General features: G+C 60.8%; 19 protein-coding genes and 9 pseudogenes. 14 read left to right on the forward strand and 14 right to left on the reverse strand.

Annotation, left to right across the window (positions count from 1 at the left end; genetic code table 11):
• The first annotated feature begins 233 nt into the window (after window positions 1-233).
• The 7 genes and pseudogenes from ACVIGA_RS43000 to tnpC all read left to right on the forward strand — a co-directional run.
• Window positions 234-578, forward strand: a complete 345-nt coding sequence (locus tag ACVIGA_RS43000; RefSeq protein ID WP_338702159.1) for an integrase catalytic domain-containing protein — start codon at window positions 234-236, stop codon at window positions 576-578.
• A gap of 31 nt (window positions 579-609) precedes the next feature.
• Window positions 610-1,068 carry an IS66-like element accessory protein TnpA gene (gene tnpA, locus ACVIGA_RS43005; RefSeq protein ID WP_166073826.1) on the forward strand — a complete coding sequence of 153 codons (459 nt, stop codon included), beginning with the start codon at window positions 610-612 and terminating at the stop codon, window positions 1,066-1,068.
• On the forward strand, window positions 1,061-1,414 hold the full coding sequence (tnpB, locus tag ACVIGA_RS43010) for an IS66 family insertion sequence element accessory protein TnpB (protein ID WP_166073804.1): 354 nt from the start codon (window positions 1,061-1,063) through the stop codon (window positions 1,412-1,414). Before tnpA ends, tnpB begins: the two co-directional genes overlap by 8 nt.
• Window positions 1,415-1,466: 52 nt before the next feature.
• Entirely contained in the window at window positions 1,467-1,655 is a 189-nt protein-coding gene (locus ACVIGA_RS43015; protein WP_338702274.1) for a hypothetical protein, read from the forward strand.
• A gap of 148 nt (window positions 1,656-1,803) precedes the next feature.
• On the forward strand, window positions 1,804-3,327 hold the full coding sequence (gene istA, locus ACVIGA_RS43020; RefSeq protein ID WP_456671058.1) for an IS21 family transposase: 1,524 nt from the start codon (window positions 1,804-1,806) through the stop codon (window positions 3,325-3,327).
• The gene (gene istB / locus ACVIGA_RS43025; protein ID WP_176535476.1) at window positions 3,324-4,166 is read left to right on the forward strand and encodes an IS21-like element helper ATPase IstB; all 843 of its coding nucleotides are present in this window, start codon (window positions 3,324-3,326) and stop codon (window positions 4,164-4,166) included. The genes istA (ACVIGA_RS43020) and istB (ACVIGA_RS43025) overlap by 4 nt, the downstream gene beginning before the upstream one ends.
• Before the next feature lie 111 nt (window positions 4,167-4,277).
• A pseudogene (gene tnpC / locus ACVIGA_RS43030) lies at window positions 4,278-5,720 on the forward strand (IS66 family transposase); the annotation flags it as partial.
• Between the two features lie 66 nt (window positions 5,721-5,786).
• On the opposite strand, the gene ACVIGA_RS43035 reads toward tnpC, so the two are convergent.
• A complete protein-coding gene (locus ACVIGA_RS43035) occupies window positions 5,787-5,975 on the reverse strand; it encodes a hypothetical protein (RefSeq protein ID WP_224944638.1) in 189 nt (62 codons plus the stop codon).
• Window positions 5,976-6,029: 54 nt separating this feature from the next.
• On the opposite strand from ACVIGA_RS43035, the gene ACVIGA_RS43040 reads away from it, so the two are divergent.
• Window positions 6,030-6,758 (forward strand): hypothetical protein, encoded by a 729-nt coding sequence (locus tag ACVIGA_RS43040; RefSeq protein ID WP_456671059.1) that lies wholly within the window; start codon window positions 6,030-6,032, stop codon window positions 6,756-6,758.
• Between the two features lie 1,134 nt (window positions 6,759-7,892).
• Here the strand turns inward: ACVIGA_RS43040 and ACVIGA_RS43045 are convergent.
• Window positions 7,893-8,408: pseudogene (locus tag ACVIGA_RS43045) on the reverse strand (DDE-type integrase/transposase/recombinase); the annotation flags it as partial.
• A gap of 162 nt (window positions 8,409-8,570) precedes the next feature.
• On the opposite strand from ACVIGA_RS43045, the gene ACVIGA_RS43050 reads away from it, so the two are divergent.
• Window positions 8,571-9,680, forward strand: a complete 1,110-nt coding sequence (locus ACVIGA_RS43050) for an IS110 family RNA-guided transposase (RefSeq protein WP_173643979.1) — start codon at window positions 8,571-8,573, stop codon at window positions 9,678-9,680.
• 743 nt (window positions 9,681-10,423) lie between these two features.
• On the opposite strand, the pseudogene ACVIGA_RS43055 reads toward ACVIGA_RS43050, so the two are convergent.
• The 7 genes and pseudogenes from ACVIGA_RS43055 to ACVIGA_RS43085 form a co-directional block, all read right to left on the reverse strand.
• Window positions 10,424-10,576 (reverse strand): annotated as a pseudogene (locus ACVIGA_RS43055) (IS110 family transposase); the annotation flags it as partial.
• Window positions 10,577-10,681: 105 nt separating this feature from the next.
• Window positions 10,682-11,194: pseudogene (locus tag ACVIGA_RS43060) on the reverse strand (tyrosine-type recombinase/integrase); the annotation flags it as partial.
• Window positions 11,121-11,426, reverse strand: coding sequence for a hypothetical protein (locus ACVIGA_RS43065; RefSeq protein WP_456671060.1), 306 nt, complete (start codon window positions 11,424-11,426; stop codon window positions 11,121-11,123). The gene ACVIGA_RS43065 and the pseudogene ACVIGA_RS43060, both read right to left, overlap by 74 nt.
• On the reverse strand, window positions 11,416-11,655 hold the full coding sequence (locus ACVIGA_RS43070) for a hypothetical protein (protein WP_176396409.1): 240 nt from the start codon (window positions 11,653-11,655) through the stop codon (window positions 11,416-11,418). Before ACVIGA_RS43070 ends, ACVIGA_RS43065 begins: the two co-directional genes overlap by 11 nt.
• 479 nt (window positions 11,656-12,134) lie before the next feature.
• Window positions 12,135-12,338, reverse strand: a complete 204-nt coding sequence (locus ACVIGA_RS43075) for a hypothetical protein (RefSeq protein ID WP_456671061.1) — start codon at window positions 12,336-12,338, stop codon at window positions 12,135-12,137.
• Between the two features lie 22 nt (window positions 12,339-12,360).
• A complete protein-coding gene (locus tag ACVIGA_RS43080) occupies window positions 12,361-12,939 on the reverse strand; it encodes an IS4/Tn5 family transposase DNA-binding protein (protein WP_456671062.1) in 579 nt (192 codons plus the stop codon).
• A gap of 123 nt (window positions 12,940-13,062) precedes the next feature.
• Window positions 13,063-13,155 (reverse strand): annotated as a pseudogene (locus ACVIGA_RS43085) (IS5/IS1182 family transposase); the annotation flags it as partial.
• Window positions 13,156-13,392: 237 nt separating this feature from the next.
• Between ACVIGA_RS43085 and ACVIGA_RS43090 the strand changes: the two are divergent.
• The 3 genes from ACVIGA_RS43090 to ACVIGA_RS43100 all read left to right on the forward strand — a co-directional run bounded on the left by ACVIGA_RS43090 (window position 13,393) and on the right by ACVIGA_RS43100 (window position 15,781).
• Window positions 13,393-13,794: a papain-like cysteine protease family protein gene (locus ACVIGA_RS43090; RefSeq protein ID WP_224497213.1), complete on the forward strand. Its 402-nt coding sequence runs from the start codon at window positions 13,393-13,395 to the stop codon at window positions 13,792-13,794.
• A gap of 146 nt (window positions 13,795-13,940) precedes the next feature.
• A complete protein-coding gene (locus tag ACVIGA_RS43095) occupies window positions 13,941-14,909 on the forward strand; it encodes an IS110 family RNA-guided transposase (protein WP_224497192.1) in 969 nt (322 codons plus the stop codon).
• Window positions 14,906-15,781: a ComEC/Rec2 family competence protein gene (locus tag ACVIGA_RS43100; protein WP_166217129.1), complete on the forward strand. Its 876-nt coding sequence runs from the start codon at window positions 14,906-14,908 to the stop codon at window positions 15,779-15,781. Before ACVIGA_RS43095 ends, ACVIGA_RS43100 begins: the two co-directional genes overlap by 4 nt.
• A 537-nt stretch (window positions 15,782-16,318) precedes the next feature.
• Here ACVIGA_RS43100 and ACVIGA_RS43105 read toward each other — a convergent pair.
• From ACVIGA_RS43105 to ACVIGA_RS43120, 4 genes and pseudogenes are all read right to left on the reverse strand, one after another.
• A complete protein-coding gene (locus ACVIGA_RS43105) occupies window positions 16,319-17,347 on the reverse strand; it encodes an IS110 family RNA-guided transposase (RefSeq protein ID WP_456671063.1) in 1,029 nt (342 codons plus the stop codon).
• 126 nt (window positions 17,348-17,473) lie between these two features.
• Window positions 17,474-17,998 (reverse strand): annotated as a pseudogene (locus tag ACVIGA_RS43110) (transposase); the annotation flags it as partial.
• Window positions 17,983-18,851: pseudogene (locus ACVIGA_RS43115) on the reverse strand (phosphocholine cytidylyltransferase family protein). The pseudogenes ACVIGA_RS43110 and ACVIGA_RS43115, both read right to left, overlap by 16 nt.
• A 569-nt stretch (window positions 18,852-19,420) precedes the next feature.
• Window positions 19,421-19,990, reverse strand: a pseudogene (locus ACVIGA_RS43120) (isocitrate lyase/phosphoenolpyruvate mutase family protein); the annotation flags it as partial.
• A gap of 111 nt (window positions 19,991-20,101) precedes the next feature.
• On the opposite strand from ACVIGA_RS43120, the gene istA (ACVIGA_RS43125) reads away from it, so the two are divergent.
• Entirely contained in the window at window positions 20,102-21,601 is a 1,500-nt protein-coding gene (istA, locus tag ACVIGA_RS43125) for an IS21 family transposase (protein WP_166309211.1), read from the forward strand.
• A complete protein-coding gene (gene istB, locus ACVIGA_RS43130) occupies window positions 21,601-22,464 on the forward strand; it encodes an IS21-like element helper ATPase IstB (RefSeq protein WP_166107168.1) in 864 nt (287 codons plus the stop codon). The genes istA (ACVIGA_RS43125) and istB (ACVIGA_RS43130) overlap by 1 nt, the downstream gene beginning before the upstream one ends.
• 3 nt (window positions 22,465-22,467) lie before the next feature.
• On the opposite strand, the pseudogene ACVIGA_RS43135 reads toward istB (ACVIGA_RS43130), so the two are convergent.
• Window positions 22,468-22,751 (reverse strand): annotated as a pseudogene (locus ACVIGA_RS43135) (isocitrate lyase/phosphoenolpyruvate mutase family protein); the annotation flags it as partial.
• Window positions 22,752-23,470 lie beyond the last annotated feature (719 nt).

The following is a 23,470-nucleotide window of genomic DNA, read 5'->3' on the forward strand; positions in this document are numbered from 1 at the left end:
GATGCCGTGGAGCAGGAGCTCGCCATTGCTAGGCGCGACGCAGGACTTGGGTTGTCGATCTGGATCGCGACGCAGCCGGTCGATTTCCGTCGGGGGATGGACCGCCACCATCGATCGCCTGCTCGTCGATGTGAAGATCGCGGCGAGCGGCGTTCAGGCGGCGCCGTGCCGGATTCTATTCGGCAATCAGGCGCGAGGTCCCGATCCGCACGTTCGCTGACTGGAACAGCCCGGTGCCCGGCTTCGGCGAGGTCGACATGGTCGCCCATGGCGGCACGTCGGTGGCTGGCTCGTTCATCCAGACCCTCACGATGGTCGATGTCGCCACCGGCTGGACGGAGTGCCTGCCGTTGCTGACGCGGGAAGGTTCGCTCGTCGTCGAGGCGATCAACCGCGCACAGAGCCTATTCCCCTGGCTGTTGCGCGGCGTGGACTTCGACAACGACAGCGCCTTCATGAACGATGTCGTCGTGCCATGGTGTCGCGAACAGAAGCTCGAAGTAACTCGCTCGCGCGCCTACAAGAAGGTAAGCGCGAATTTCTCCGCACCTTTTGCTTTTGAGAGTCCTGATGCATGAGGTGTCCACCAAAATAGGTGGACACCTTGTGATGAGCGACGATGATCAGAAACTGCGGGTCAGGCTTGTCGGCCGGAACGGTCGCCGGCGCTACGAGGCGGCATCGAAAGAGCGTCTTGTCGCGGCCTGCCTTGAGCCTGGGGTTTCGGTATCGAGGCTTGCACTCGAACATGGGGTCAACGCGAACCTCCTTCGGAAGTGGATCAAGAAGCACAGCGCGACCAGGTCGCTGCCGCCGTCCTCACGCCCGGCGTTCATCCCGGTTCAGCTTGAGGGGAAGTCCGAGCGGGACCTGTCGCGAAAAGACAGCGTGGCGACGGTTGATTTGCCGGCTTACGATGAAGTGCGTGGTTCGGAACCCAAAGGGACTCCAGCTTTTTGTTCTCCGGCCAAAGTGAGCGTGTCGCTGCCGAATGGCGTGAAGCTCGCGCTGGAATGCGGCGATGTGGATGCATTGACGGCGATCATCGGAGCGCTGGGCGATGTTTAGACTGGGCGATGACCTGCAGGTCTATCTGCACCGTGAGCCGATCGACTTCCGGGCTGGCATCAACAGCCTTGCGGTCCTGGTCCAGGAGACGATGGCGCTCGATCCATTCACTCCGGCGGTTTTTGCGTTCTGCAATCGCCGTTGCGACCGGATGAAGCTTCTGTTCTTCGATCGGTCCGGCTTTGTACTGGTCCTGAAGCGGCTGACCGAAGACAGGTTCCGATGGCCGCGCCGCCAGGAGGCGATCGTCACGCTGACGACGGAGCAATTGCACTGGATCCTTGACGGCATCGATATCGATGCGATGGTCCGCCATCCGGTGCGGCAATATCAGGTTGCCGGCTGAGCTCTCGAGTTGAGCGGTTGACGCGTCGGTACGGTTCAGATTCAAGAATTCGATGAATCGAACCGGCGATCCGAGTGTTGAAGTGCTGTTGGCACGCATTGCTGCGCTGCAGGCGGAGAACCATCAACTCGCCGACCGCGTCGCCAAGCTCGAGGAAGAACTGGCGCTGGCACGCCTGCATCGTTTTGCGCCGCGCTGCGCGGCGGCGATCAGGGTGAGACTCCAGCGACAATCAAGGTGAGACTGCGCCGATGGGGACGGACCGAAGGGAGGGCGCAGCCCGACCGGAGGACCGTCCCCATCGGCGTCGCGCGTTTTTGGACCCGTCTGGCGGCCGGGTGCGGCTGGTGCAAGCTGTTGATTCGTCTCGACAAGAGGGAATCGATGCCTTGCCTGGCCTCCACATCACCGACCACCAGATGAGGCTGTACATGACCTACCGACTGACACTGTCCCCCGAGGCCGCCGCGGCCAAGGCGGGGTTCTCGAAGGCAAGCGCGGATCGAATCGAGGGCGATTGTCGCCCGCCATCGCAGAAGAAGACGCCGAGGGGCCGGCGCCGGGCCGATCCGCTCGGGCCCTATTGGGACGCCGAGATCGTTCCGATCCTGAAGGCTGCGCCCGGCATCGGCGTGCTGGACGAGCTGCGCCGACGGCATCACGAGTTGAACCCGAACATCCGCCGCACGCTGGAGCGGCGCATCAACGCCTGGCGGGCGCTCAACGGCCCAGAACAAGACGTGATCTTCCGCCAGCAGCACGAGCCCGGTCGCCTGGGTCTGTCCGACTTCACCGACGTGAGCGCGCTCGGTATTACCATCGCGGGTGAGCCGCTCGAACACCGGCTCTATCACTTCCGGTTGGCGTTCTCCGGCTTCGAGCATGCCCATGTCGTGCTCGGCGGCGAAAGCTTCGTCGCCCTGGCGGAGGGCTTGCAGAACGCGCTGTGGGCGCTTGGCGGCGTGCCGCGGGAGCATCGCAGCGACAGCCTGTCGGCAGCATTCCGCAATCTGGCCGCCGACGCACGGGGGGATCTGACGCAGCGCTACGCCGGGCTGATGGGCCACTATGGCATGGCGCCAACGCGCAACAATGCGGGCATCGCACATGAGAACGGCTCGATCGAGAGCGCGCACGGCCATCTCAAGCGGGCACTGGAAGATGCGCTGTTGCTGCGGGGGACGCGCGAGTTCGCCAGTCTCGATGCGTACCGGGCTTTTGTCGACGAGATTGTCGGCCGGCGCAACGCCAACCTCGCCAAGCCGATCGCGCTCGAGAAGGAGGCCTTGGCGCCGCTGCCAAAAGGCCGCACGACCGACTTCGAGGAGAAAGTGATCCCGGTGACGTCGTCAGGCGGCTTCATCCTGCGGCGCGTATTCTACACCGTGCCTTCAAGATTGATCGGCCATCGCCTGCGTGTGCGCATCTTCGACGACCGGCTCGAATGCTTCCTTGGCGTCACGCCGGTCGTGACGCTGCGGCGCGGTCGGCCTGTGTCCGAGAGCCAGGGCGGTCATGTTGTGGATTACCGGCACGTCATCCATGCCCTGCGGCGCAAGCCGATGGCGCTCCTCAATCTCGTTTATCGCGACCAACTCTTCCCGCGTGCAGCTTACAAACGTCTGTTCGAGACCTTGCGGGAGCATGGTGATGACCGGCGCGCCTGCAAGGTGACGGTCGAGCTTCTGGCGCTGGCTCACGAGCGCGCCTGCGAAGCAGAACTCGCCGAGGTGATCGCGATGGATCTGGACGCCGGACAGTTACCCGATCTTGCCGCGCTGCGCGACCGCTTCCGACCCGAGGCGGCCTCGATCCCGCGTGTCGCCGTCAAGCTGGCGCCGCTCGACGTCTACGATGAACTCGCCTCCGTCAGCGTCATGTCGGGCCGCTCGAACCTGGGAGAGGCAGCATGACCGGTATCGCTACCTCCGTCGATGCTGCCCGTGTCGAGCTGCTTCTCAATGAGCTCCGCCTGCCGGGCGTCAAGGCGATCTGGCCGAAGCTCGCCGCACAGTCGGACAAGGAAGGGTGGCCTGCCGCCCGCTTCCTCGCCGCCCTTGCCGAGCACGAGGCGGCCGATCGCACCCGCCGTCGGATCGAGCGACACATGGTGGAAGCGCGTTTGCCCGCCGGCAAGACGCTCGCCACCTTCGACTTCGAAAGCGTGCCGATGCTATCAAAGGCACAGGCGATGGCGCTCGCCGCTGGCGACGCCTGGTTGAAGGCCGGCGCCAATTTGCTCTTGTTCGGTCCACCGGGCGGCGGCAAGACCCATCTCGGCACGGCGATCGGCCTGGCTCTCGTCGAGAACGGTTGGCGCGTTCTCTTCGCGCGCACCACTGATCTGGTGCAACGGCTGCAGGTCGCGCGGCGCGAGCTGGCGCTGGAGTCCGCGATCGCCAAACTCGATCGCTATGACCTCCTGATCCTCGACGACATCACATATGTGAGCAAGGATCAGGCGGAAACCAGTGTGCTGTTCGAGTTGATCGCCGCCCGCTACGAACGACGCTCGCTGCTGATCACGGCCAATCAGCCATTTGGCGAATGGGGGCGTATCTTCCCGGACCAGGCAATGACGTTGGCTGCCATCGATCGTTTGGTCCACCACGCCACGATCCTCGAGATGAACGTCGAAAGTTACCGTCGAAAAGTTGCCCTCGATCGCAAGCGCGGTCCAGGCCGGCCACCTGTTCACACGACCCCCAACGAACTCGACAAGACTGTGATTGACGCTGGCAGCGCCGCTTGATTGTCGCGCAGCGTCAATCAACGCTTGCGAAGTAGGCGGCCAGCGTCAATTATCTCCTGACTCGGCCGCCTCGTCTCATCTTGATTGACGCGCCGCTCTCATCCTGATTGTCGCGCTATACCGGGCAGCGAAAAGCATGTTGATCGTCTCTTCAATGAAGCCGAGCAGGCCTCCGATGAGGAGGACGCCGGCAGTGAAACGAACAATATCGCCGAACTTCCGGACACGGGCTTGCCACCCGTCGAAAACACAATGGGAAAGAAGCGCGGCCGCAAGCCGCTGCCGGGGAACCTACCTCGTGAGCGCGTCGAGTATGACCTGTCCGACGATCAGAAGGCGTGTCCTTGCTGCCGTGGCCAGATGCATCGCATGGGCGAGGCTGTCACCGAGCAACTTCATATCGAGGTGAAGGCGAAGGTTTTACAGAATGTGCGCTTCAAATATGCGTGCCGCCATTGCGATCGCACCGGGATCCACGCCCCTGTCGTGACCGCGCCGATGCCGCCGCAACCATTGCCGGGCAGCGTTGCCACGCCCTCGACGCTGGCGTTCGCGCTGGTTCACAAATATGTCGATGGCACGCCGCTCTACCGCCTGGCGCAGGCCTTCGAACGTGCAGGTGCTCCTGTCAGCCGCGGCGCTTTGGGCCACTGGGTGATTGGTTCGAGCGAGAAGCATCTGCATCGCATCTACGACGCCCTGAAGCTGCGGCTCAGATCACAACCTCTCATCCATGGCGACGAGACAACGGTTCAGGTCCTCAAGGAGAAGGACAAACGGGCCACCAGCACATCGTACATGTGGGCTTATCGCAGCGGCAAGGGCAGCCACGAGCCGATCGTTCTTCTGGATTATCAGCCGGGCCGCGGCCAAATCCACCCGCAAGCCTTCCTCGGCGATTACCGTGGCATTGTAATGAGTGACGGCTATACCGCATGGCGCACGCTGGAAGGGGCCACCCACATTGGATGCATGGCCCACTCCCGGCGGCGCTTTGTCGATGCCCTCAAAGCCAGGAAGAAGGGCGGCGGTCCGCCCGAGCAAGCGCTGCGGTTCTTTGAACAGCTCTACCGGGTTGAAAGGCGGGCGTGGGACGGAATACCGGAGAAGGGTGAAACACAGGCCTACTGCATTCGCCGCTTCCGCCAGCAACATAGTGTCCCCATCCTCAATGCTCTCAAAGTATGGCTCGATGACATGGCCCCGAAGGTCTTGCCTGACAGCAAGCTCGGCGACGCCGTATCCTACACCCGAAACCAATGGGAATATCTGACGCGCTACACCGGGGACGGCAGCATGCCGATTGACAACAATCTTCTGGAGCGCGACATCAGGGTTTTTGCAACTGGCAGGAAGAGTTGGTTGTTCAGCGATACCGTGGACGGAGCCAAGGCCAGTGCCGTCGTCTATAGCCTGATGCTGACCTGCCGCGCCTCACGTGTCGAGCCGTTAGCGTGGTTGCGCCACGTCCTCACCGAATTGCCTCAGCGCGCCGGCGACGCCGATATTACAGACCTGCTGCCCTTCAACTTCCACAAAGCCGCCACTGCCTGAACGGCTCGGTATCGCCCGATACCAGGGCAATCCATCAAAACCGCCGGCGTGCGAAGAAAATCGCGCTTACACAAGAAGAATGATCAGGCGTTTGTCGAGCAGAAGAGTGGTGCCGTCGTCCGCCGCCTCATGGGCTATGGCCGCTTCGATGGCGTCGAGACGGCGCGTATGATGGGCCACATCAACTTCTTCCAACCGTCGTTCAAGCTGAAGGAGAAGCGTCGCGAAGGAGCTAAAGTGATCAAGCGCTATCATCTCCCATCGACGCCCTAAGAGCGTGCCTTAGCGCATCCCAAGGTGACCGCGGCCGTGAAGAAACGGCTACGCGATCAGTATCGCTCGCTCGATCCGGTCGCGCTGTTGGCAGAGATTCGCGCGATCCAAGAGGAACTAGGCAATCGCGTCGATCGTCGTGCCGGACAGGCGCGCGGCCCGCAACCCGCTCACACTAGCATCCTGCCAGCGACCGCAGCGACGTTCGCGAAGACGCTCGGCAAGAGCGTGACGGTCGGCGAGCCGCGTGCTACACACCGGCGAACTCGTCGACCCTATAAGACCAGAGTTCGCATGCCGTCCAAGCTCGACCCGCATATTGCCGCGATCGAAGCGTGGCTCGCAGAGCAGCCGCAGCTGACGGCACTCGCAATTGTCGGCCGGCTGCGCGAGAAACACCCCGAGGAGTTCGGAAAGAGACAGCATTCGATTGTGCAACGTCTGCTGAGGGCGCTCAGACGAAGGGCTGCCGAACGGTTGGTCGCCCAGGGCCCGCTCGACGACGCCACAACCGCTGCCCCATGGCCCGGGGCTGTGGACGGCCCGGGCTATGTAGGGCCCCGAGCCGCCCACAGCCCCCTCGTCGAGCAAGCCGGTCGTCGAGCAAGCCGGAAAAGCCACTTGGCGCGGCCAATCCTTCAAGGTCGTATCGACCAGTACGATGGCGCCATGAGGGTAACATTCGCTAATGCGGCAATACGCGAGCCAAAATTGGACACGCCGATTGACAAAGCGAACGTCCTTCTGTCGTTCCCGCGTGGATAAGAGGGACCGGCTTACCGTCATCAACGCCGTTTGAGGCAATGCGGTTTTGGCAACGATTTCGCCTATAAGCGTCCCGAGCTTATCCTCAACGTGGACCGCCCCCTATATATCCACCTATTGCGGCAGCTGCCATCCCAACAACGCCGACAATTGCAAACACAACCCCCCAAAGCACGCCTCCCGAAGTAGCAGATGCTTCCTCAGGAGTTAGTTCAGTTAGACCCAAGGCTGAGATATCGGCCTTCATTGCTGTGTCCTTTCCAAATCTTAGGATGAGTGAGCGATGCTGGCAAGAAAATCAAGAATCGTGCCAACTGCATAGGAACAGCCCAGAAAAGCGTTCTGCTATCTATTCAACGGCTTAACTGAGTGCGGCGGCACGCCGCCGAACATCACCGTGTCACGGACGCGACAAAACGCCCTTACTAACCTACTCCGAGGCCCTCCGGCACGTGCAGGCTCAAGAGGCCAAGGGCAACATGGTGGCCTGGGTCATCGATCGCGCCGGAGCAGGCGCCACCAAATAGGAATGGTGATCACGCATCGGTCTGCAATTGATCGTAAGGCCGGCTCAAGCGCCTTGATTTGCACTGACGTCTATTTTGATCACGGCGTGTACCGACGCAGCCTCCACTTTTCCAACAATGCGTAGAAGCTGGCCTCAAACGCCTGCCGATCAATGACAGAGCTGGCCCCGGTTGTTTGGACAGAATTTCCGCGTTGATAGGTGGAGCGTCTGCCGTGGTTAGGCTGCCATGCGGAGCGGCAGCGAGTTGAAGTAGGCTTGATCCGGAGCGCCGCGGTCAAGGCTCGAGTGGGGACGCCGGCCATTGTACAACAAGGCTTGAGAACGCCCACGGGACCGTATGCCGTGAGGTTCTGTACCGGCATCACCCTTGGGCAGGCCGCGAGGTTTTCGTCCATGGTGTGATCGACAAGGCGGACGGCGTTGTTTTCCGCTGCACGCTGGATGGATCGGAGACGCGGCGTTTTCTGGAGATCCCATCCTGGATGTTCGACCGCGCGGCATGTGCTCGCGGTGGCAGCCTAACGGCAGAGCCCTTTGTCAGCCTGGAAGCGCTCAACGCGTTGTCGTCGCTTGTCGATTCAGCGGTCAAGAGCGCGACATCATCATGCAGCCTCCATGGTGATCGACAGCCGCCACGACAGAACCCGGCGGGTCGCCCAGTCCAGCGCCACGGCCAGATAGACGAAGCCTTGCGCCATCGGGATGTAGGTGATGTCCATCGCCCAGACCTGGTTCGGACGCGTGATCTCCATACCACGCAGCAGGTACGGATAGATCTTGTGGCCGGGCTCGGGTTGCGTGGTGCGCGGACGGCGATAGAGCGCCTCTATCCCCATCCGCCGCATTAGCGTTTTGACATGCCGGCGGCCGATCTTGCACCCCTCGGCAGCCAGCAGGCCTCGCAGCATTCGCGAACCGGCGAAGGGAAACTCCAGATGCATCCGGTCGAGCCTTTGCATCAGCGCGAGGTCTTTGGGCGGCACTGGACGCGGCAGATAGTAGACGCTGCCGCGGCTGATGTTCAGAGCTTCCGCCTGCTTGCCGATCGGCAGATCGTGTTCACGGTCGATCATCGCTTTGCGCTCAGCAATCCCGCCTTGGTGAGCGCTCCTTCTAAAAAACTGAGCGGGCGCTGCGCGCCCCCTGTGGGATATAAACGGGCGTCAACTCGCCGATCGTAAGACCGTATGTCCGCCTCTACCGATGAGGTGGCTCGCCCTACACTGCGCGTCCGAGGGTTGCTCGGGCGAACCGAGCCGATCCTCATCACAGGAGGACGAGCCGTGGCAGATTATAGGGAAGCATTCGTCGGAATCGATGTGGCCAAGCTGAGAAATGCCGTCGCGATTGCGGATGCAGGCCGGGAGGGGGAGGTTCGGTTCTTCGGCGAGGTTGATGCTTCGGCCACCAACATGCGCCGCGTCTTAGGGCGGATCGCCAACCGGTTTGACCGCGTCCACTTCTGTTACGAAGCCGGCCCGACTGGCTATGGTCTTTATCGCCTGATCCGGTCGCTCGGCCACCAATGCACGGTGGTGGCGCCGTCGCTGATCCCAAGGAAGCCGGGTGATCGTGTGAAGACGAACCGCCGGGACGCCGTTTCTCTCGCGCGGCTGCTACGCGCCGGCGAGCTGACGGCGGTATGGGTTCCCGATGAAGGTCACGAAGCGATGCGCGACCTCGTTCGCGCTCGATCGGCAGCGGTTGAGACGCTGCGCATCCACCGGCAGCAGGTGAGCGCCTTCATGCTCAAGCATGGCCGCACCTATCCCCGCAAAAAGGGCTGGACGATGCGCTATTTGCGTTGGCTCCAGGAACAACAGTTCGACCACCCCGCACATCAGATCGCGCTACAAGAAATGGTCGAAGCAGTTCGCGTCGCCAGGGACCGGGTCGACCGGCTCGAGCGCACGATCGAAGAGTTCGTCTCGACCTGGTCTCTGGAGCCGCTCGTGCGGGCGCTTCAAACATTGCGCGGCGTCGATCTGGTCGTCGCAGTGACATTCGCAACCGAGGTCGGTGACGTGAGCCGTTTTGAGGGCCCACGTCAACTTATGGGTTACCTCGGTCTGGTGCCAAGCGAGCGATCGACGGGAGAGGCTGTCAGACGTGGCGGCATCACCAAGGCCGGCAACGGCCGTGTTCGCCACATGTTGGTCGAAAGCGCCTGGACATATCGACACCCGCCGAAGATCGGCAAGACAAAACTATACCGGCTCGAACAGACGTCGCCAGCAGTGCGAGAGATTGCTTGGAAGGCGCAGAGCCGCTTGACGGCCCGGTACCGGAAGCTGGCGGCGCGCGGCAAACGAACGACGGTGGTCTGCACCGCTATCGCCCGTGAACTGGTGGGGTTCATGTGGGCGGTTGCCAGGCAAGTGCAGACAGCCTGATCGAGCGCCCTTATCATCGTGCATGGGCGGAGGCGGGACCACGGCAGAGGGAATGCCCGTCAGACGCTTTGTGGCCGGCAAGAGCGCCGACGCCCGCAGTAAGATAGGAGCAGACCTCGGACGCACAATCGGGAATGCGGTAGCCAACCCGCGCATCAGAGCTTGATCACCGACGTCCTTCGGTTCCGCCTCCACCTATGCACGACCATCTCTATGAATAGCCGATCGACGACGATCGGGGCGGTGCTCTGCGTTCTAATCCTTGACAGCGGACATCAGAGCGCTGTTCAGCGGCCACCTACCGGTTGACGGGGCGATCTGCGAGTCTGCGGTTTGTTTGAACCGTTAGGCTTAGAATGGACACAGTGCATAGTGCTATCACGGAGCCGGTGAGGCGGCTTGAGGTCTTCACTGGAGCCGGCCGTCGGCGGAAGTGGAGCGACGAGGACAAGGCGCGGATTGTTGCGGAGATCGTTGCGAGCGGCGACTCGGTCTGTTCGGTAGCGCGACGGCATGGATTGCCGCCGCAGCAGTTGTTTGGCTGGCGCCGTCAGTTGCGAGAAGCTGCGGGCGGTCATTCCGAAGTGGAAGAAGTACAGTTTGTGCCGGCGGTGGTGGATGCCGTAGTGCCGGCGCCCGCTGTTGGCCGTGAGCGCAAAGCGGTGCGCTGCAAGGCCAAGACGGATTCCGGGATCATCGAGATCGAAGTTGACGGCATCACGATCCGGGCCGGTCGTGGTGCCGATCCGCCCTAAGACGCGGCGCATGTTGGTGGCCGAAGCATCAACCTCGCCGAAGAACCGAACCTCCCCCTCCCGGCCTGCATCCGCAATCGCGACGGCATTTCTCAGCTTGGCCACATCGATTCCGACGAATGCTTCCCTATAATCTGCCACGGCTCGTCCTCCTGTGATGAGGATCGGCTCGGTTCGCCCGAGCAACCCTCGGACGCGCAGTGTAGGGCGAGCCACCTCATCGGTAGAGGCGGACATACGGTCTTACGTGTAGCGCGCTGTCGACGACAAATTATTGTGCCCGAGCAAGACCTGGATGATCCGGATATCGGTTCCGTTCTCGAGAAGATGTGTCGCGAAGCTGTGGCGCAGCGTGTGCAGCGTGACGCGCTTGGTCAGGCCCGCAGCCTTCACCGCCGACCGGCAGGCGGCATGCAGCACGGTCTGATCGATCGGATGATCTTCGTCACGACCAGGGAACAGATAAAGCCGCGGCCGGGCGAGCCGCCAGTAGGTGCGCAGGATGCCCAGCAGCTGGGGCGACAGCATCACGTTGCGATCCTTCGCGCCCTTGCCGTGGCGCACCTGGATGACGCCGCGGGCGCTGTCGATGTCTTCGATCCGCAGTCCCGCAACCTCCGAGGCCCTGAGCCCGGCCGCATAGGCGGTGGTGAGCGCGGCGCGGCTCTTCAGGCTCGATACCGCTTCAAGAAACTGAACCACTTCGTCGGCGCTGAGAACGACCGGCAGCTTGCGCGGTTCTCGCGCATAGGGAAACCTCCGCTACCATTCGCTCGAAACCGGCGCGTTGCACGCCACCGGCGGCTGAACGACCGAGATCATCATCGATCACTTCGATCTCTGACCACCCGAGTGCCGTCAGCCGGTCCCGCATGGCGTATTGCAATGCGCTGCTCTCGCGATTGTGCAACACCTGATGTGCTGAGGATTGGCGCACGTAAAGAATCGCCTTACGCTCCAGATGATGAGGCCTGACCTTGTCAGAGATCATGATCGCCCCCCTTCGCGGGCGGCGTCGCTGTCATCGCAGCATGGTCGAGCATCAACTGCGTCATCAGGCTTGTGAGGGCCGCCCGCGCTTCCCCCGGCAGCTCCGACCATGCCGGCGCGCCGAGGGCGCCGTTCGACAGGCCGCCCCCGAACAGATCCATCTGCTGCTGCAACCGCGGTTGTCGATTGTGTCGGTATCCGCTCCCTGGCATTGCCGTCTCGCGTGACATGAGTCGCTCCCCGATTCTGGTCGTGAGAGCCTCTGGATGCGCCAGAAAGCGGGGCAGCTGATGGCGTTCGATCCTTCAACGCCAGATCGAGAAGCGCAGCGAGCGCCGCAAGTGCATCGATGCTAACAAACGGCTGAGCTGTCAGAAGCTCGGCGTCAGGGCAGGCCGTCCGGTCGAACATCCATGCTGGAACTTCCAGCCAACGGTCTGCTTGCGATCCGTCCAGGGTGCAGCGAAAAACGACATCGTCAACCTTGTCGACCGCCCCATGAACGCAAACTCGGCGACCAAACCAGGGATGATGCCGATAAAGAACCTCGCGAAGAACGGTCCTGTGGGCGTTCTCAAACGTCGTTGTACAATTGCCGCCGTCCACATTCGAGCCTTGACGGCAGCACACCGGATCAAGCCTACTTCACCTCGCTGCCGCTCCGTACGGCAGCCTAAACCCCGGCAGAGGCTTGATGCGGAGATTCTGTTCAGACAATCGGGACCGGCTCAATCGTTGCAACGGTATGATCGTCATCGCCTGCCAGGCGATTGACACAGGTCCTTACCAAGAAATGCGTTCCAACCTCTTGGGCGGCGCAAAACAATTCATAAATATCGGCCTCACTATCACCGGTATGGATGCACTGCGGTGGCTTCTCGAAAAGCTCGGTGGATTGTTTGAGGTTCTCCAACCACCGAATGCTCTCCTTGGTTTCAATGGGGATCCGTGTCAGGTTGACCTCGCGCCTGAGCGCAGCGACCCCTCTGAATTTCTTTCTGGTCCAGAACTTCACAGCGCTGAGCCCCAGTGGAAGCCCCTCGAGGGTCACCGCAAGGCTCGAATGCATCAATATTCCGCATGTCGTGTACGTTTGGGGGTTCCCGTCCAATCTTCGAGAGTTGCTTTTTGGGGATGCGCTTAATCATCCCGATCAGATCCGGGCGCTCCCTTTGATAGCTGAATTCGGTCGCATCATGCAGGACAAGAACAGGCCCCTTCGCAGCCGCGATACGTTCCCGTGTCGCTTTAAAATGACCAGACAGGATATCGGCCTCGCCTACTCGTTCATTGGAGAAGAAACGATAGGCCGCCTTGGTATTCGCCCAGTCTTGGCAAACCATCGGGATGCTCTGTCCGATGTCTCCACCAATCTGCTTCAGCAGCATACGAAATCTCTCGCCAAGTCGAGCGTCCTGGAATTCGCAAAGCGCAGCTTCACGGTCAAACCAAGTCACAACGTCAGACGCCAACCGATGCGCCTTCTCATCCCGGGCGCGTGAAGTCAGTCCCATAGAGCACCTCTTCTCGAATCAGGTGCCCATCAAAGAATCACAAGCGATTCTGGCGACTCAAGTTTTTCGGCTCAGCGCACCTCAAAAGATGTGGGTAATCGTAAGCTTCGTCGTATGCGTACAGATCGCGTTAAGAACCTCGCGGACATCGACATTCCGCGGCCGGCCGCCGCGCTTGGCCGGCGGAATCCTCGGTGCGATCAGAGCACCCGGCAGTCCCTCAAGGAGATTATTTCCTTGACGTTTTCAGCAGCGATTAGACAACCCCATCACTACCAGCGAAGAGACTATTTTTCTCGTAATTGTTCGCGGGCCCTTGGCGCGCTATTTGCTTGGCTCGCGTTAAACTTATGGAGCTGTGCAGTGCTAAACATACAATTGAGGGTTCCGCTTGTCGGCCAAGAGCGTGGCTATGATGGTCAACCGATCATGCGACGAGATCACCACGGAATTATGCGGCCGTGGGGGAGTTGGGCTTGTTGGTATGCTTCCGCTTGTATGGTGTCCTATTACTTTCGCCCGGGGCCTCGCCTGGGTTTGCCTACGCTTTGGCGGGCCGACGCAGGCCTCGACCGAGACTGTTTTCATTATTTGGCTTCGATCGAAGGATTGGAGAGGCTCGTACAGCCATATGGCGGATTTACGCGCGATTTTCTCGCCGAGACGTTGCTGAGGCGAGGGCCGATCTGGGCTGCGGTAACTCTAGCAGCGGGGGCTAAGCATGTAGCGGTACTGACCGGCGTGAGTGGATATACGCTACACTTCAATGATCCGTCAACCCCAGAGCGTGCAGAAATTGACTTCTTTGATCTTGAGCTCGACGAGCTTCTCGTCAAGAATCGCGATTGGCTGTGAGCGCTGCGCCGCAAGTCCCCTTCGCACAGGACCTAGACCCTATGTTCGCCCTCTGAGGTGACGGGCGGCCCGCCCCGCGGCAAGCTCCTATCGAGGGTTGCGCCGGATGGTCCGGCGCCGAGCCTCAAGCATGGGGAGCGGGCCTGATGAACGATAGCATTTTCGTGGGGCTGGATGTGCACAAGGCGACGATTTCGGTTGCAGTGGCCGAAGCGATGCGCGGCGGGGAAGTTCGTAACTTGGGCATCATCCCTAATCGCGCCGATCAAATCGACAAGCTGGCGAAGAAGCTTGGCAAGGGTGACCGACAGGTAAGTTTTTGTTACGAAGCCGGCCCCTGCGGATATGGCCTGCATCGACAACTGACGGGACTGGGGCACAACTGCATCGTGGTGGCCCCCTCGCTGATCCCGATGAAGGCTGGGGATCGGGTCAAGACGGACCGGCGCGACGCGGCGATGCTGGCCAAGTTGCACCGGAGCGGCGAGCTGACGGCCGTGTGGGTTCCGGATGCGGCGCATGAGGCCATGCGCGACTTGGTGAGAGCCCGCGCCACGGCGATGCGTGTGCTCGGCAAGGCGCGGCAACATCTCCAAGGATATCTGCTGCGACATGGGCGCATCTATGCCGGGAAGAAGGGGTGGACTCTGGCTTATCGTCGCTGGCTCACTACGGTGCGCTTCGATCACCCGGCGGGCCAAATCGTTCTGCAGGACTACATTCTTGCCGTGACCGACGCTGAGGCCCGTGTGGACTGCTTGACCAAGCGGATGGAGGAGCTGGCGCCACAATGGTCGATGATGCCATTCGTAGAGGCCGTGCAGGCCATGCGCGGCGTCGCCTTCAAAGCAACGCTTTTCAACGTCGACAACGGCGACATGGTCTTGTTCGAGACCGAGTCGGGAAGGCGCATCCTGTGCGACATCAACATCCGCCAGGCCGCAGATGACGAGGACGACGACACCCCGACGTCGCTAAGCAGCTCCGGAAAAAGCTCGATCGGGACGAAAAAGGCCGGCTCTTTGTCGATGCCTTCCTCAACACTCATCCGGACGCCGATCACATCCGAGGCCTCTCCAAGCACTTCCACCTCGGCGATCCTTCAGGCTGGGTGAAGGCCGACGACAAGATCATCATCCGCGAGATATGGTCGTCGCCGATCGTGTTCCGCCGGGCGAGGGCGAAAGACGAAGATCATGTCCTCTGCGAAGACGCCGAGGCTTGGCGGGACGAAGCGCGCCGTCGCGCCAACCGTTTCAAGAAGCACCGCAGTGCCGAAGACGGGAACCGAATTCTGATCCTCGGCGAGGACGTCGATGGCAAGACCGACGATCTGACGGAGATTCTAGTGAAGGTCGACGAGGTCTTCTCGAAGATCTGCGGCGCGAACGACACCTCCTTCGAGGCGCGCCTGCTGGCACCGATGCTGGCCTCCGACAAGGAGGAGGAGGAAGTCCTCACCAAGAACAATTCCAGCGTCATCATGCGGCTCGATCTGAAGGTCTCCAAGGTCACGCGCGGCCGCTTCCTTCTCGGCGGCGACGCCGAAGTTGCGGTCTGGGACCGCGTTTGGGAGCGCAACAAGAAGTGGCCTGAGCGCCTTCAATACGACGTCCTGATCGCTCCCCACCATTGTTCCTGGCACAGACTGTCCTACGACAGTTGGTCAGAGAAAGGCGAAGGCGCCAAAGTTTCCGGGCCCGCTCGCAGCGCCCTCGGCCAGCCGCTCGACGGCGCGCTGATCGTCGCCAGCAGCAAGACGATCAAGGACGACGAACACGATCCGCCCTGCATCCGTGCAAAGCGCGAATATCTCCACATCCTCGATCCGGTGAAGGGCGAATTCAAATGTGTCGCCGACGGCCCCGGCGATGACCCGCTGGTGATCGAGGTCAGCTCGGCCGGACCGCGAATCAAGCGTGCGGCGATCGCTGTCAGCGTCGCCGCCGGCACTGGCATCGGCAGCCAGCCTCTCGCTCACGGATGAGCGGATGGCAGAAATCTCCGCAAAGGACGACATTCCGATACCCGTTCGACGGGCCCTGCGTCTCATCGAGTCGCATCCGTCCGTCCGACGGGTGACTGCCGACCGCGTCGAAGGTAGCGACGTCACGCTGGCGGTCGTCGACATTCGGACCGAACTTCCGAACGCATGGAGAGCGGTGTCATTCGGCCCTTTAATTGCGGTTTGTTGTCAAGCTCACATTTTCGAACTCTCCAACGGCAAGGTGGTAGCGCCCGCGCCGTCGGAGCTGGTCGGGGTTGCGGAGACGGCGCGGGCGCGGCTGATACATGCTCTACTGGCCAGGCATTGGACAGTACGGGCTGGTTGATGTCTTCGCCGGGGTCATGGTCCTTTCCGAGGTCGCGCAGCGCCTCATGATGATGTCCGGGTCGGACGCCTCAACGTCTGCAGCGGAGTACAGTCGAGCGCCACCAGCCGAATGAACGAGGTCGCCACAACACCGTCCCAGCGGGACATCGCCAGTCCGGCAGACCGGACCAGGAACTTTACAAAATCGGATCAGGCTTCCTTTGCTTGGCCCCAGTCAAACGATGTGCCGTCGACCCAGATGCAGTGCAGAACAACGGCGATCTTGCGCGCGATGGCGACCTTCGCCTTCCTCATGCCAATCCTCTTGGCGAGCTTCATTCCCCAGGCCTTAAGGGACGACCACTTCTTCGTTCGATAAAGCAGGACGGTCGCGGCCTCGAACAGGTAAGTTCGAAGAAGACGGTCGCCCCATCGTGATATTTTGCCATTGATGTCAGTTTCGCCAGATTGATTGCGCCGAGGTGTAAGACCTAGATAGGCGCCGACGCTCGATGCTGATCGGAATCGCGATGGGTCATCGATCGTATGGCGGAAGGTCAAGGCGGTCACCACGCCAACGCCAGGAACAGTCATCAGGCGGCGCGTCGTCTCATCCGACTTTGCCAACTGGCGGACTTCGTTGTCGAAGTTGCTTTGCTGCTTACAGATCTGTTCATGGATCGACAGAAGCGGCTCGATCACACCGAGGAGCTGATGATCTTTGCCCAATAGCTCACAGACCTGATTGCGAAACTGCAGTCCGATCGCACGTGGCAACAGCAAGCCGTATTCTTTGATCAGACTTCGGACCTGGTTCTCGATGTCTCGACGAATAGCCACGAGCCGGGATCTCGCGACGAGTATCGCGCGGATCCTCTGACTTTCCTCGCTCTTGACTTTGACCTCTCGATACCAGCCAACCCGCACCAGCTCGGCTAGACCTCGAGCATCATTCTGATCGCTCTTGTTCATGCGTACCGACAAAGCCGCGTGGGCATGCCGAGCGTCGATGCAAACCACCGGAAGATCGACCCTGCGAAGTTCATGCCACAGCCAACTCGCCATTGCGCCGGTCTCAAAGCCGATGCGCTCCGCCTGTGGCGCCCGCTTGCGAAGCAGTGCCGTGAGCGCCCCCGGGTCGGACTTGGCTTTCCCCTCGAACAAGACCTCGCCCGCTTCATTGACCACGCATACTGAAGTTTCTTTTTGCGAGACATCGAGTCCGACATATTGCTTCATGACAGCTTCTCCGAAGCGGTTGATTGCGAGAGCTCGATTCTAATGGAGCTTTCGTGTCACGAGCGCTGACCGCAATTACGTCATCATCTGCAATATTGGCTCTGACGCAATTTTGGTGCAGCTCGCTCATTCGGCACCTATCAGTCTGGCTTGAAGCAGATCGATTTTTCCGCGGCCGTACATTTGACGTCTAACGAGCTTGAGGCGAGTAATCTGACCTTCAGTCTGTCCGTTGGACCAAGGCGACGTGATTGCCGCTCGAACCGCTGCTTCATCGTTCGTTACGCCGCGGGCGAATGAGGCGACAAGGCTGGCGCGAGCGCGCTCGATCCAGGATGACAACTCAGCGGCGGCTCTGCGCCGGATCATCCCGTGGAATTCGGCTACGATCTCTCGCGCGGCCTTGATCACGGCGATGGTGGCGGCTTCGTCGGCGGCCGGCTCGTCCTTTTTCGCCTCGTCCGCCTCGTCGACACGCGGGATCAGGTCGAGATTCAGATCGCCCTGGCTCAGCGACTTCAGCGGCTTGCCCTCGAACTCCGAGGGCATCGAGGTCCAGAAGGCGTCGACGGGATCGGACAGCAGCAGCACCTCGATGCCGCGCGCGGTCGCAGCTTCCAGCCGCGGATTCGACTTCAGCCGCTCGATGCTGTGCCGAAACACACTGGCGTTTTCTGGATACCGAAGGTATCTTGGCGTTGGACCCTCCGCCTATTCTGTAGCCCGGCGCGATCGAAGGCGGGCGCTCTTGTGAAGATGCGCTCCGCGATAGGCAGATCTTCGGTGCTGTCGATTTCGTACCACCTGAGACCGTCGCAGCGCGACGCTGCAATCCGTAAGCCTCGTCTTTCCACCAGGCTGGCAAGGAGCGCCTCTGTGCAGGCCTGCGTAGCTCCAGATCCGATGAGGTCATCTAGCGCTGGAACGATCGTTGCTCTCAGCGTCGTCGCTGACAATCGTAGCAGGTTCATCGTCTTGAAACGTCTTGGGCCATCCGCGACAAGGTTAGCTGCGGTCTGTTTCATGCGGAAACTCGTGATGACGCCGCTATCCGACAATAAGACCGCCAAATCTTCCATCGATTCATTGAAGGGAGCAACTGCAGCCACGTCGGTTGCTTGGCTCATCATTAGGTAGCGCAACGCATCCCCTTCAAAGAAGACGTCACCCTTCGACAATGAAGCAGTCTCCGGAAAACAGCGCGTCGCGCGCCAGCCAAAGAGAATAGGCGCTGCCGGTGCGGTCGAACCCGGACGATTCGACAGAGTTGATTTCGAGCTCGCCAAAGCGGTTGCCGCAGGCATATTGAATAACGTCCTTGCGGTAGCCCATACAATTGTGACTTCTTCCACGCCACCGCTTCCAAGTTTCGCAGCGCGTTATGGAGTATGGGCGTTCCATTGACCCCGACAAGCGGCTTGGGCCGCAGATCGGTCAGCGGCCGCAAACGGGAGCCGAAGCCCGCGGCCAGAATGACGGCTTTCTTCGGAGCATCGGTGGTCATTTCATTCCCCTTCGTCGTTGTTTGATATCGCGTCCTCACTCCCAAGCGTGAACGACACGGATCGTCACCGCGATTTCGGTAGTTAATCTGGTCCCGACAGAGCTCCTGTGAGGGGATGGGCAACTCCATCAGACCGAGGGGTCTTGGCGGCAGTCCTCGCCGCAGCGGCGCCCGACGATGTGAACAAGACTGTCCGCTGAGCCAACCCCACGCGCCCTCCAAAGGTCCCACAATATCGGTTGTTCTGCTGCTGTGTGGGGTCTACGGGCTTCGTGAAAAGCGGATCTACATCTTCGGAAGGGCGGATCATCGTCCGCGTTGGGATTTCTCCGAGAGAGAAATGCGCTCGTGCCCCTTCGTCGGTGACTGGATGGTCGTTGAGGTGGGGAGATCGGCAGAGATATTGCGGCAATGGGCAGATCGGCCGCGTATGACCTGCCGCGGCAGTCGACGGTATGCCCAATTTCAGGAGTGAAAACCTGCGACTTGCTGATAAGCGCGCTTGAGCATGATTGCAAGGCAGCCAGTTGCATGGCGGAGGTCCTTCGAGAATGAGTATGTTAGAGAAGCTATTGCCTTAAGTCAGCAGGGCGAAGATAGCGCGCTTCTGCACTTGCGAATTCGTCGTTCCTCAAGACCTCGTCGAGTGTCGCGATATCGGGCTCAATGCTGACAGTGTTCCCCTCAGCTGCGGCCGCAGACCTGCCGCATTGCCGCTCGCATGGAATGGTTGGCCCAGATCACCGTCGCGATGCGTGCGTTACAATAAGCAGAGACCGATGTTCGATAGTATTTCGTTGGAACGATCACGACCGGCAACCTGTTCTGGCAGGCGTGCGTGAACGCAAGGATCTCGTCTGCGGCGCTCTTTCGCGAGTGAATGAGGATCGCATTAGCTCCCGCATCCGCGCAAGCGTGAGTGCGCAAAACGGCTTCTTCCATTTCATGCCCGACAATCAACGCTTCGATGCGGGCAACAAGCACCAAAATCGTCCGCGACCGTATCCTTCACGGCACGCAAGCGGGCGGCTGGAGAATTCGTCGATATCGGCGAGGGGATGCCGCTCGCCAATAAGCGAGTTCGTCTTCGGGAAATAGCTGTCTTCCAGCGCAATCCCGGCAGCGCCACGCTGACGGAGTGTGTTTCGGCATGGAATAAGGACCCCGTTTCGGGGTGATCGGCATCCAATCGGGACCCCGGGATAAGGGTCCACAGTGGCTTCCATCGAGTCATGGAAGCCGAGGTTGGGATGCTGGTGGTGGAGACGATTGGTAAGATCCGTCGCGCCTACTTTGTTGATGGTCGTCCGATCAAGGCGATCTGCCGAGAACTTGGCGTATCGCGGAAGGTGGTTCGCAAGGTCATTCGTTCTCAAGCGACGGAGTTCCGGTACGAGCGCGAGACGCAGCCGCTCCCGAAGATGGGTGCCTGGAGTGCCGAGCTTGATCGGTTGCTGGCAGGGAATGAGAGCAAGGCGGCGCGGGAACGGCTGACGCTGATCCGGCTATTCGAGGAACTCCGCGGCCTGGGTTATGCCGGCGGCTATGATGCGGTTCGTCGATACGCCCGACGGTGGACCAAGGAACGCGGCACCTCGACAGCGTCGGCTTATGTGCCGCTGAGCTTTGCACCAGGCGAAGCCTACCAGTTCGACTGGAGCCACGAGGTGGTCCTGCTGAGCGGCACCACGGTGATGGTGAAGGCTGCTCATGTTCGGCTCTGTCACAGTCGCATGCTGTTCGTGCGGGCCTATCCGCGGGAGACGCAGGAGATGGTGTTCGACGCCCACGACCGGGCATTCGCCCTGTTCAAAGGCACCTGCACCCGCGGCATCTACGACAACATGAAGACCGCGGTGGAGACGATCTTTGTCGGTAAAGGCCGTCTCTACAATCGCCGCTTCCTGCAGATGTGCAGCCACTATCTGGTCGATCCGGTCGCCTGTACGCCAGCGTCGGGCTGGGAGAAGGGGCAGGTCGAGAACCAGGTCGGGCTGGTCCGGGAGCGCTTCTTCACGCCGCGGCTGCGGTTCAAAAACCTCGACGAGTTAAACGCCTGGCTGCTCGACAAGTGCATCGCCTACGCCAAGGCTCATCGCCATCCGGAGCTGGTCGATCAGACGATCTGGGACGTGTTCGAAGCCGAACGCCCCAAACTCGTTCCCTATGCCGGCCGCTTCGACGGCTTCCATGCGGTGACAGCATCGGTCTCGAAGACCTGCCTGGTGCGCTTCGACAACAACAAGTACTCGGTCGCAGCCAGTGCAGTCGGACGACCGGTCGAGGTTCAAGCCTATGCCGATCGCATCGTGATCCGTCAGGATGGACGTATCGTTGCCGAGCACCCGCGATCCTTTGGCCGCGGCGATACCGTCTACGACCCCTGGCATTATGTGCCGGTGCTCGCCCGCAAACCCGGCGCCTTGCGCAACGGTGCTCCCTTCAAAGACTGGGTGCTGCCGGCCGCGATCGAGCGGATCCGGCGCAAGCTGGCCAGCACCGACGATGGCAATCGGCAGATGGTCGACATCCTCACCGCGGTGCTGACTGACGGTCTGTCCGCGGTGGAAGCGGCTTGTGCCGAAGCGCTCAGTCACAGCGTCCATTCCGCCGATGTCGTTCTCAATATCCTGGCCCGTCAACGTGAACCCGCCCCACCGGCCAACATCATGACGCCGGCCGCACTGACGCTCCGTCATGCACCGATCGCCGATTGTGCCCGCTACGACAACCTCCGGAGGACCATCTGATGGAACGAACCCAAATCTTCGACCTCATGGGCGAACTTAAGCTCTACGGCATGAAGGCTGCCTTCGACGAGATCATGGCAACTGCCGTCAAGCGCCAGCACGAGCCTCAACGCATTGTCGGCGACCTGCTCAACGCCGAGATCAACGAGAAGCAAGCCAGGTCGATCAAATACCAGCTCACCATTGCAAAGCTGCCGCTCGCCAAGGACATCGCCGACTTCCAGTTCGACGGCACGCCGATCAATCAGACTCTCGTCAATGATCTCGCTGGCGGCGGCTTCATCGCCCAACAACGCAACGTCGTGCTGGTTGGCGGCACCGGTACAGGCAAAACCCACCTGGCGATTGCCATCGCCAGAAGTTGCATCCGCGATGGCGCCAGAGGACGCTTCTACAACGTCGTCGACCTCGTCAACCGGCTCGAGACCGAGACCCGCAACGGTCGGCAGGGACGGCTCGCCGAGCATCTGACCCGCATGGACTTCATCGTTCTCGACGAGCTGGGCTATCTGCCGTTCGCGCAATCCGGCGGTCAGCTCCTGTTCCATCTCATCAGCCGGCTCTACGAGCGCACCTCCATCATTGTCACCACCAATCTTGCGTTCGGCGAATGGCCCAGTGTGTTCGGTGATGCCAAAATGACCACCGCGCTACTCGACCGATTGACCCATCACTGCGACATCGTCGAGACCGGCAACGACAGCTGGCGATTCAAAAGCCGCGACGATGTTCAAACAACCCGCGCTCGCGCCGTCTCCGCAACCCCGACCAGCTCCGACGACCCGAGCGCTACCAGCAGAGCACGCCGATCAAAGGGGTCCCTTTTGGATGCCGATAGGGGGTCCCAGTCGAACGCCGATTGACAGACGGAGTGTGCGTGCCAATAGACGAGCATTGTTGAAGTGCCCGAAGCCGCCATCCCAACAACCAGCACAGGAAGCTCGTTCTACGTCGGCAAGTTGGCTCCAGGACGCTTCATTGGCGTCGCGGTAGCCCAACGAGTCGCGGTAGCCCAACGAGCAGGCAATTGACAGGCCCGACGCCCAGAGACCCTTGAACCCACGCGCTTGGCGATTGCGGCGGAGAGGCCGTCATGCGCTTCCATGAGGAACGAGACTTCGCTGCTGGAGCAGACCTGAGCACGCAGCATTTCAGTGAGTAAGGAATCAGCGCGCGGACCGGAGCCACTCGCGGGAACAGATTGCTGTGATTGGTCTTGCATGCCGATTCCTTGTTCGTGCGTTTGGTCGGCCGATATTCAGCGGCGGAAGGTGACATGTTTCTGTGATCAAGATCAATTACGCGGGTTGGTAGTTGACTGTGCCGCAAAATTGTTGCGTCTCGCACCGGGCGAGCAGGATTCGTAGGTAAGCCAAGCAATCACATGATGTCCGATCGTTGAAGGACGCACTGTAACCCATGCGCCAACCGAGTTCCTTTCTGTATTTTGTATTCTGCGCGGTTGTGAGACTACCTGACGCGCTAAGGGTTCAGTTCGTTCGCATTTTGTGGCGCTCAAGTGTGCGTTTGGCGTTTCAGAGTACACCCGCGCGGACTCGCGATCAGGACTCGGTCGCGTTGCACGGAAATTATCTAATCGATCGTGTCGCATTCCTGTCTAACTCCGTTCAGCTCGCGGATCATGAGTGTGGGGAGGGCGTGCGAGACGGATCCGAAGTCCTTGCCTCTCTTGTTGAAACGAATTCGAGGGTCCTTCCGGCCACGATGCCCGTGCCGTCCCTTGATCGAGGTGGTGAGGCTGATAGTGCTCGGCACAGCGTGGTCTCCGATCCGGGGCTCCAGCGCCTGACGTTCGAGTTTATTGCCGGGCGCCTTCGATTCAACCAAGCGCGGGATGGGACCTTTTGG

Source organism: Bradyrhizobium sp. USDA 3240 (assembly GCF_054063295.1).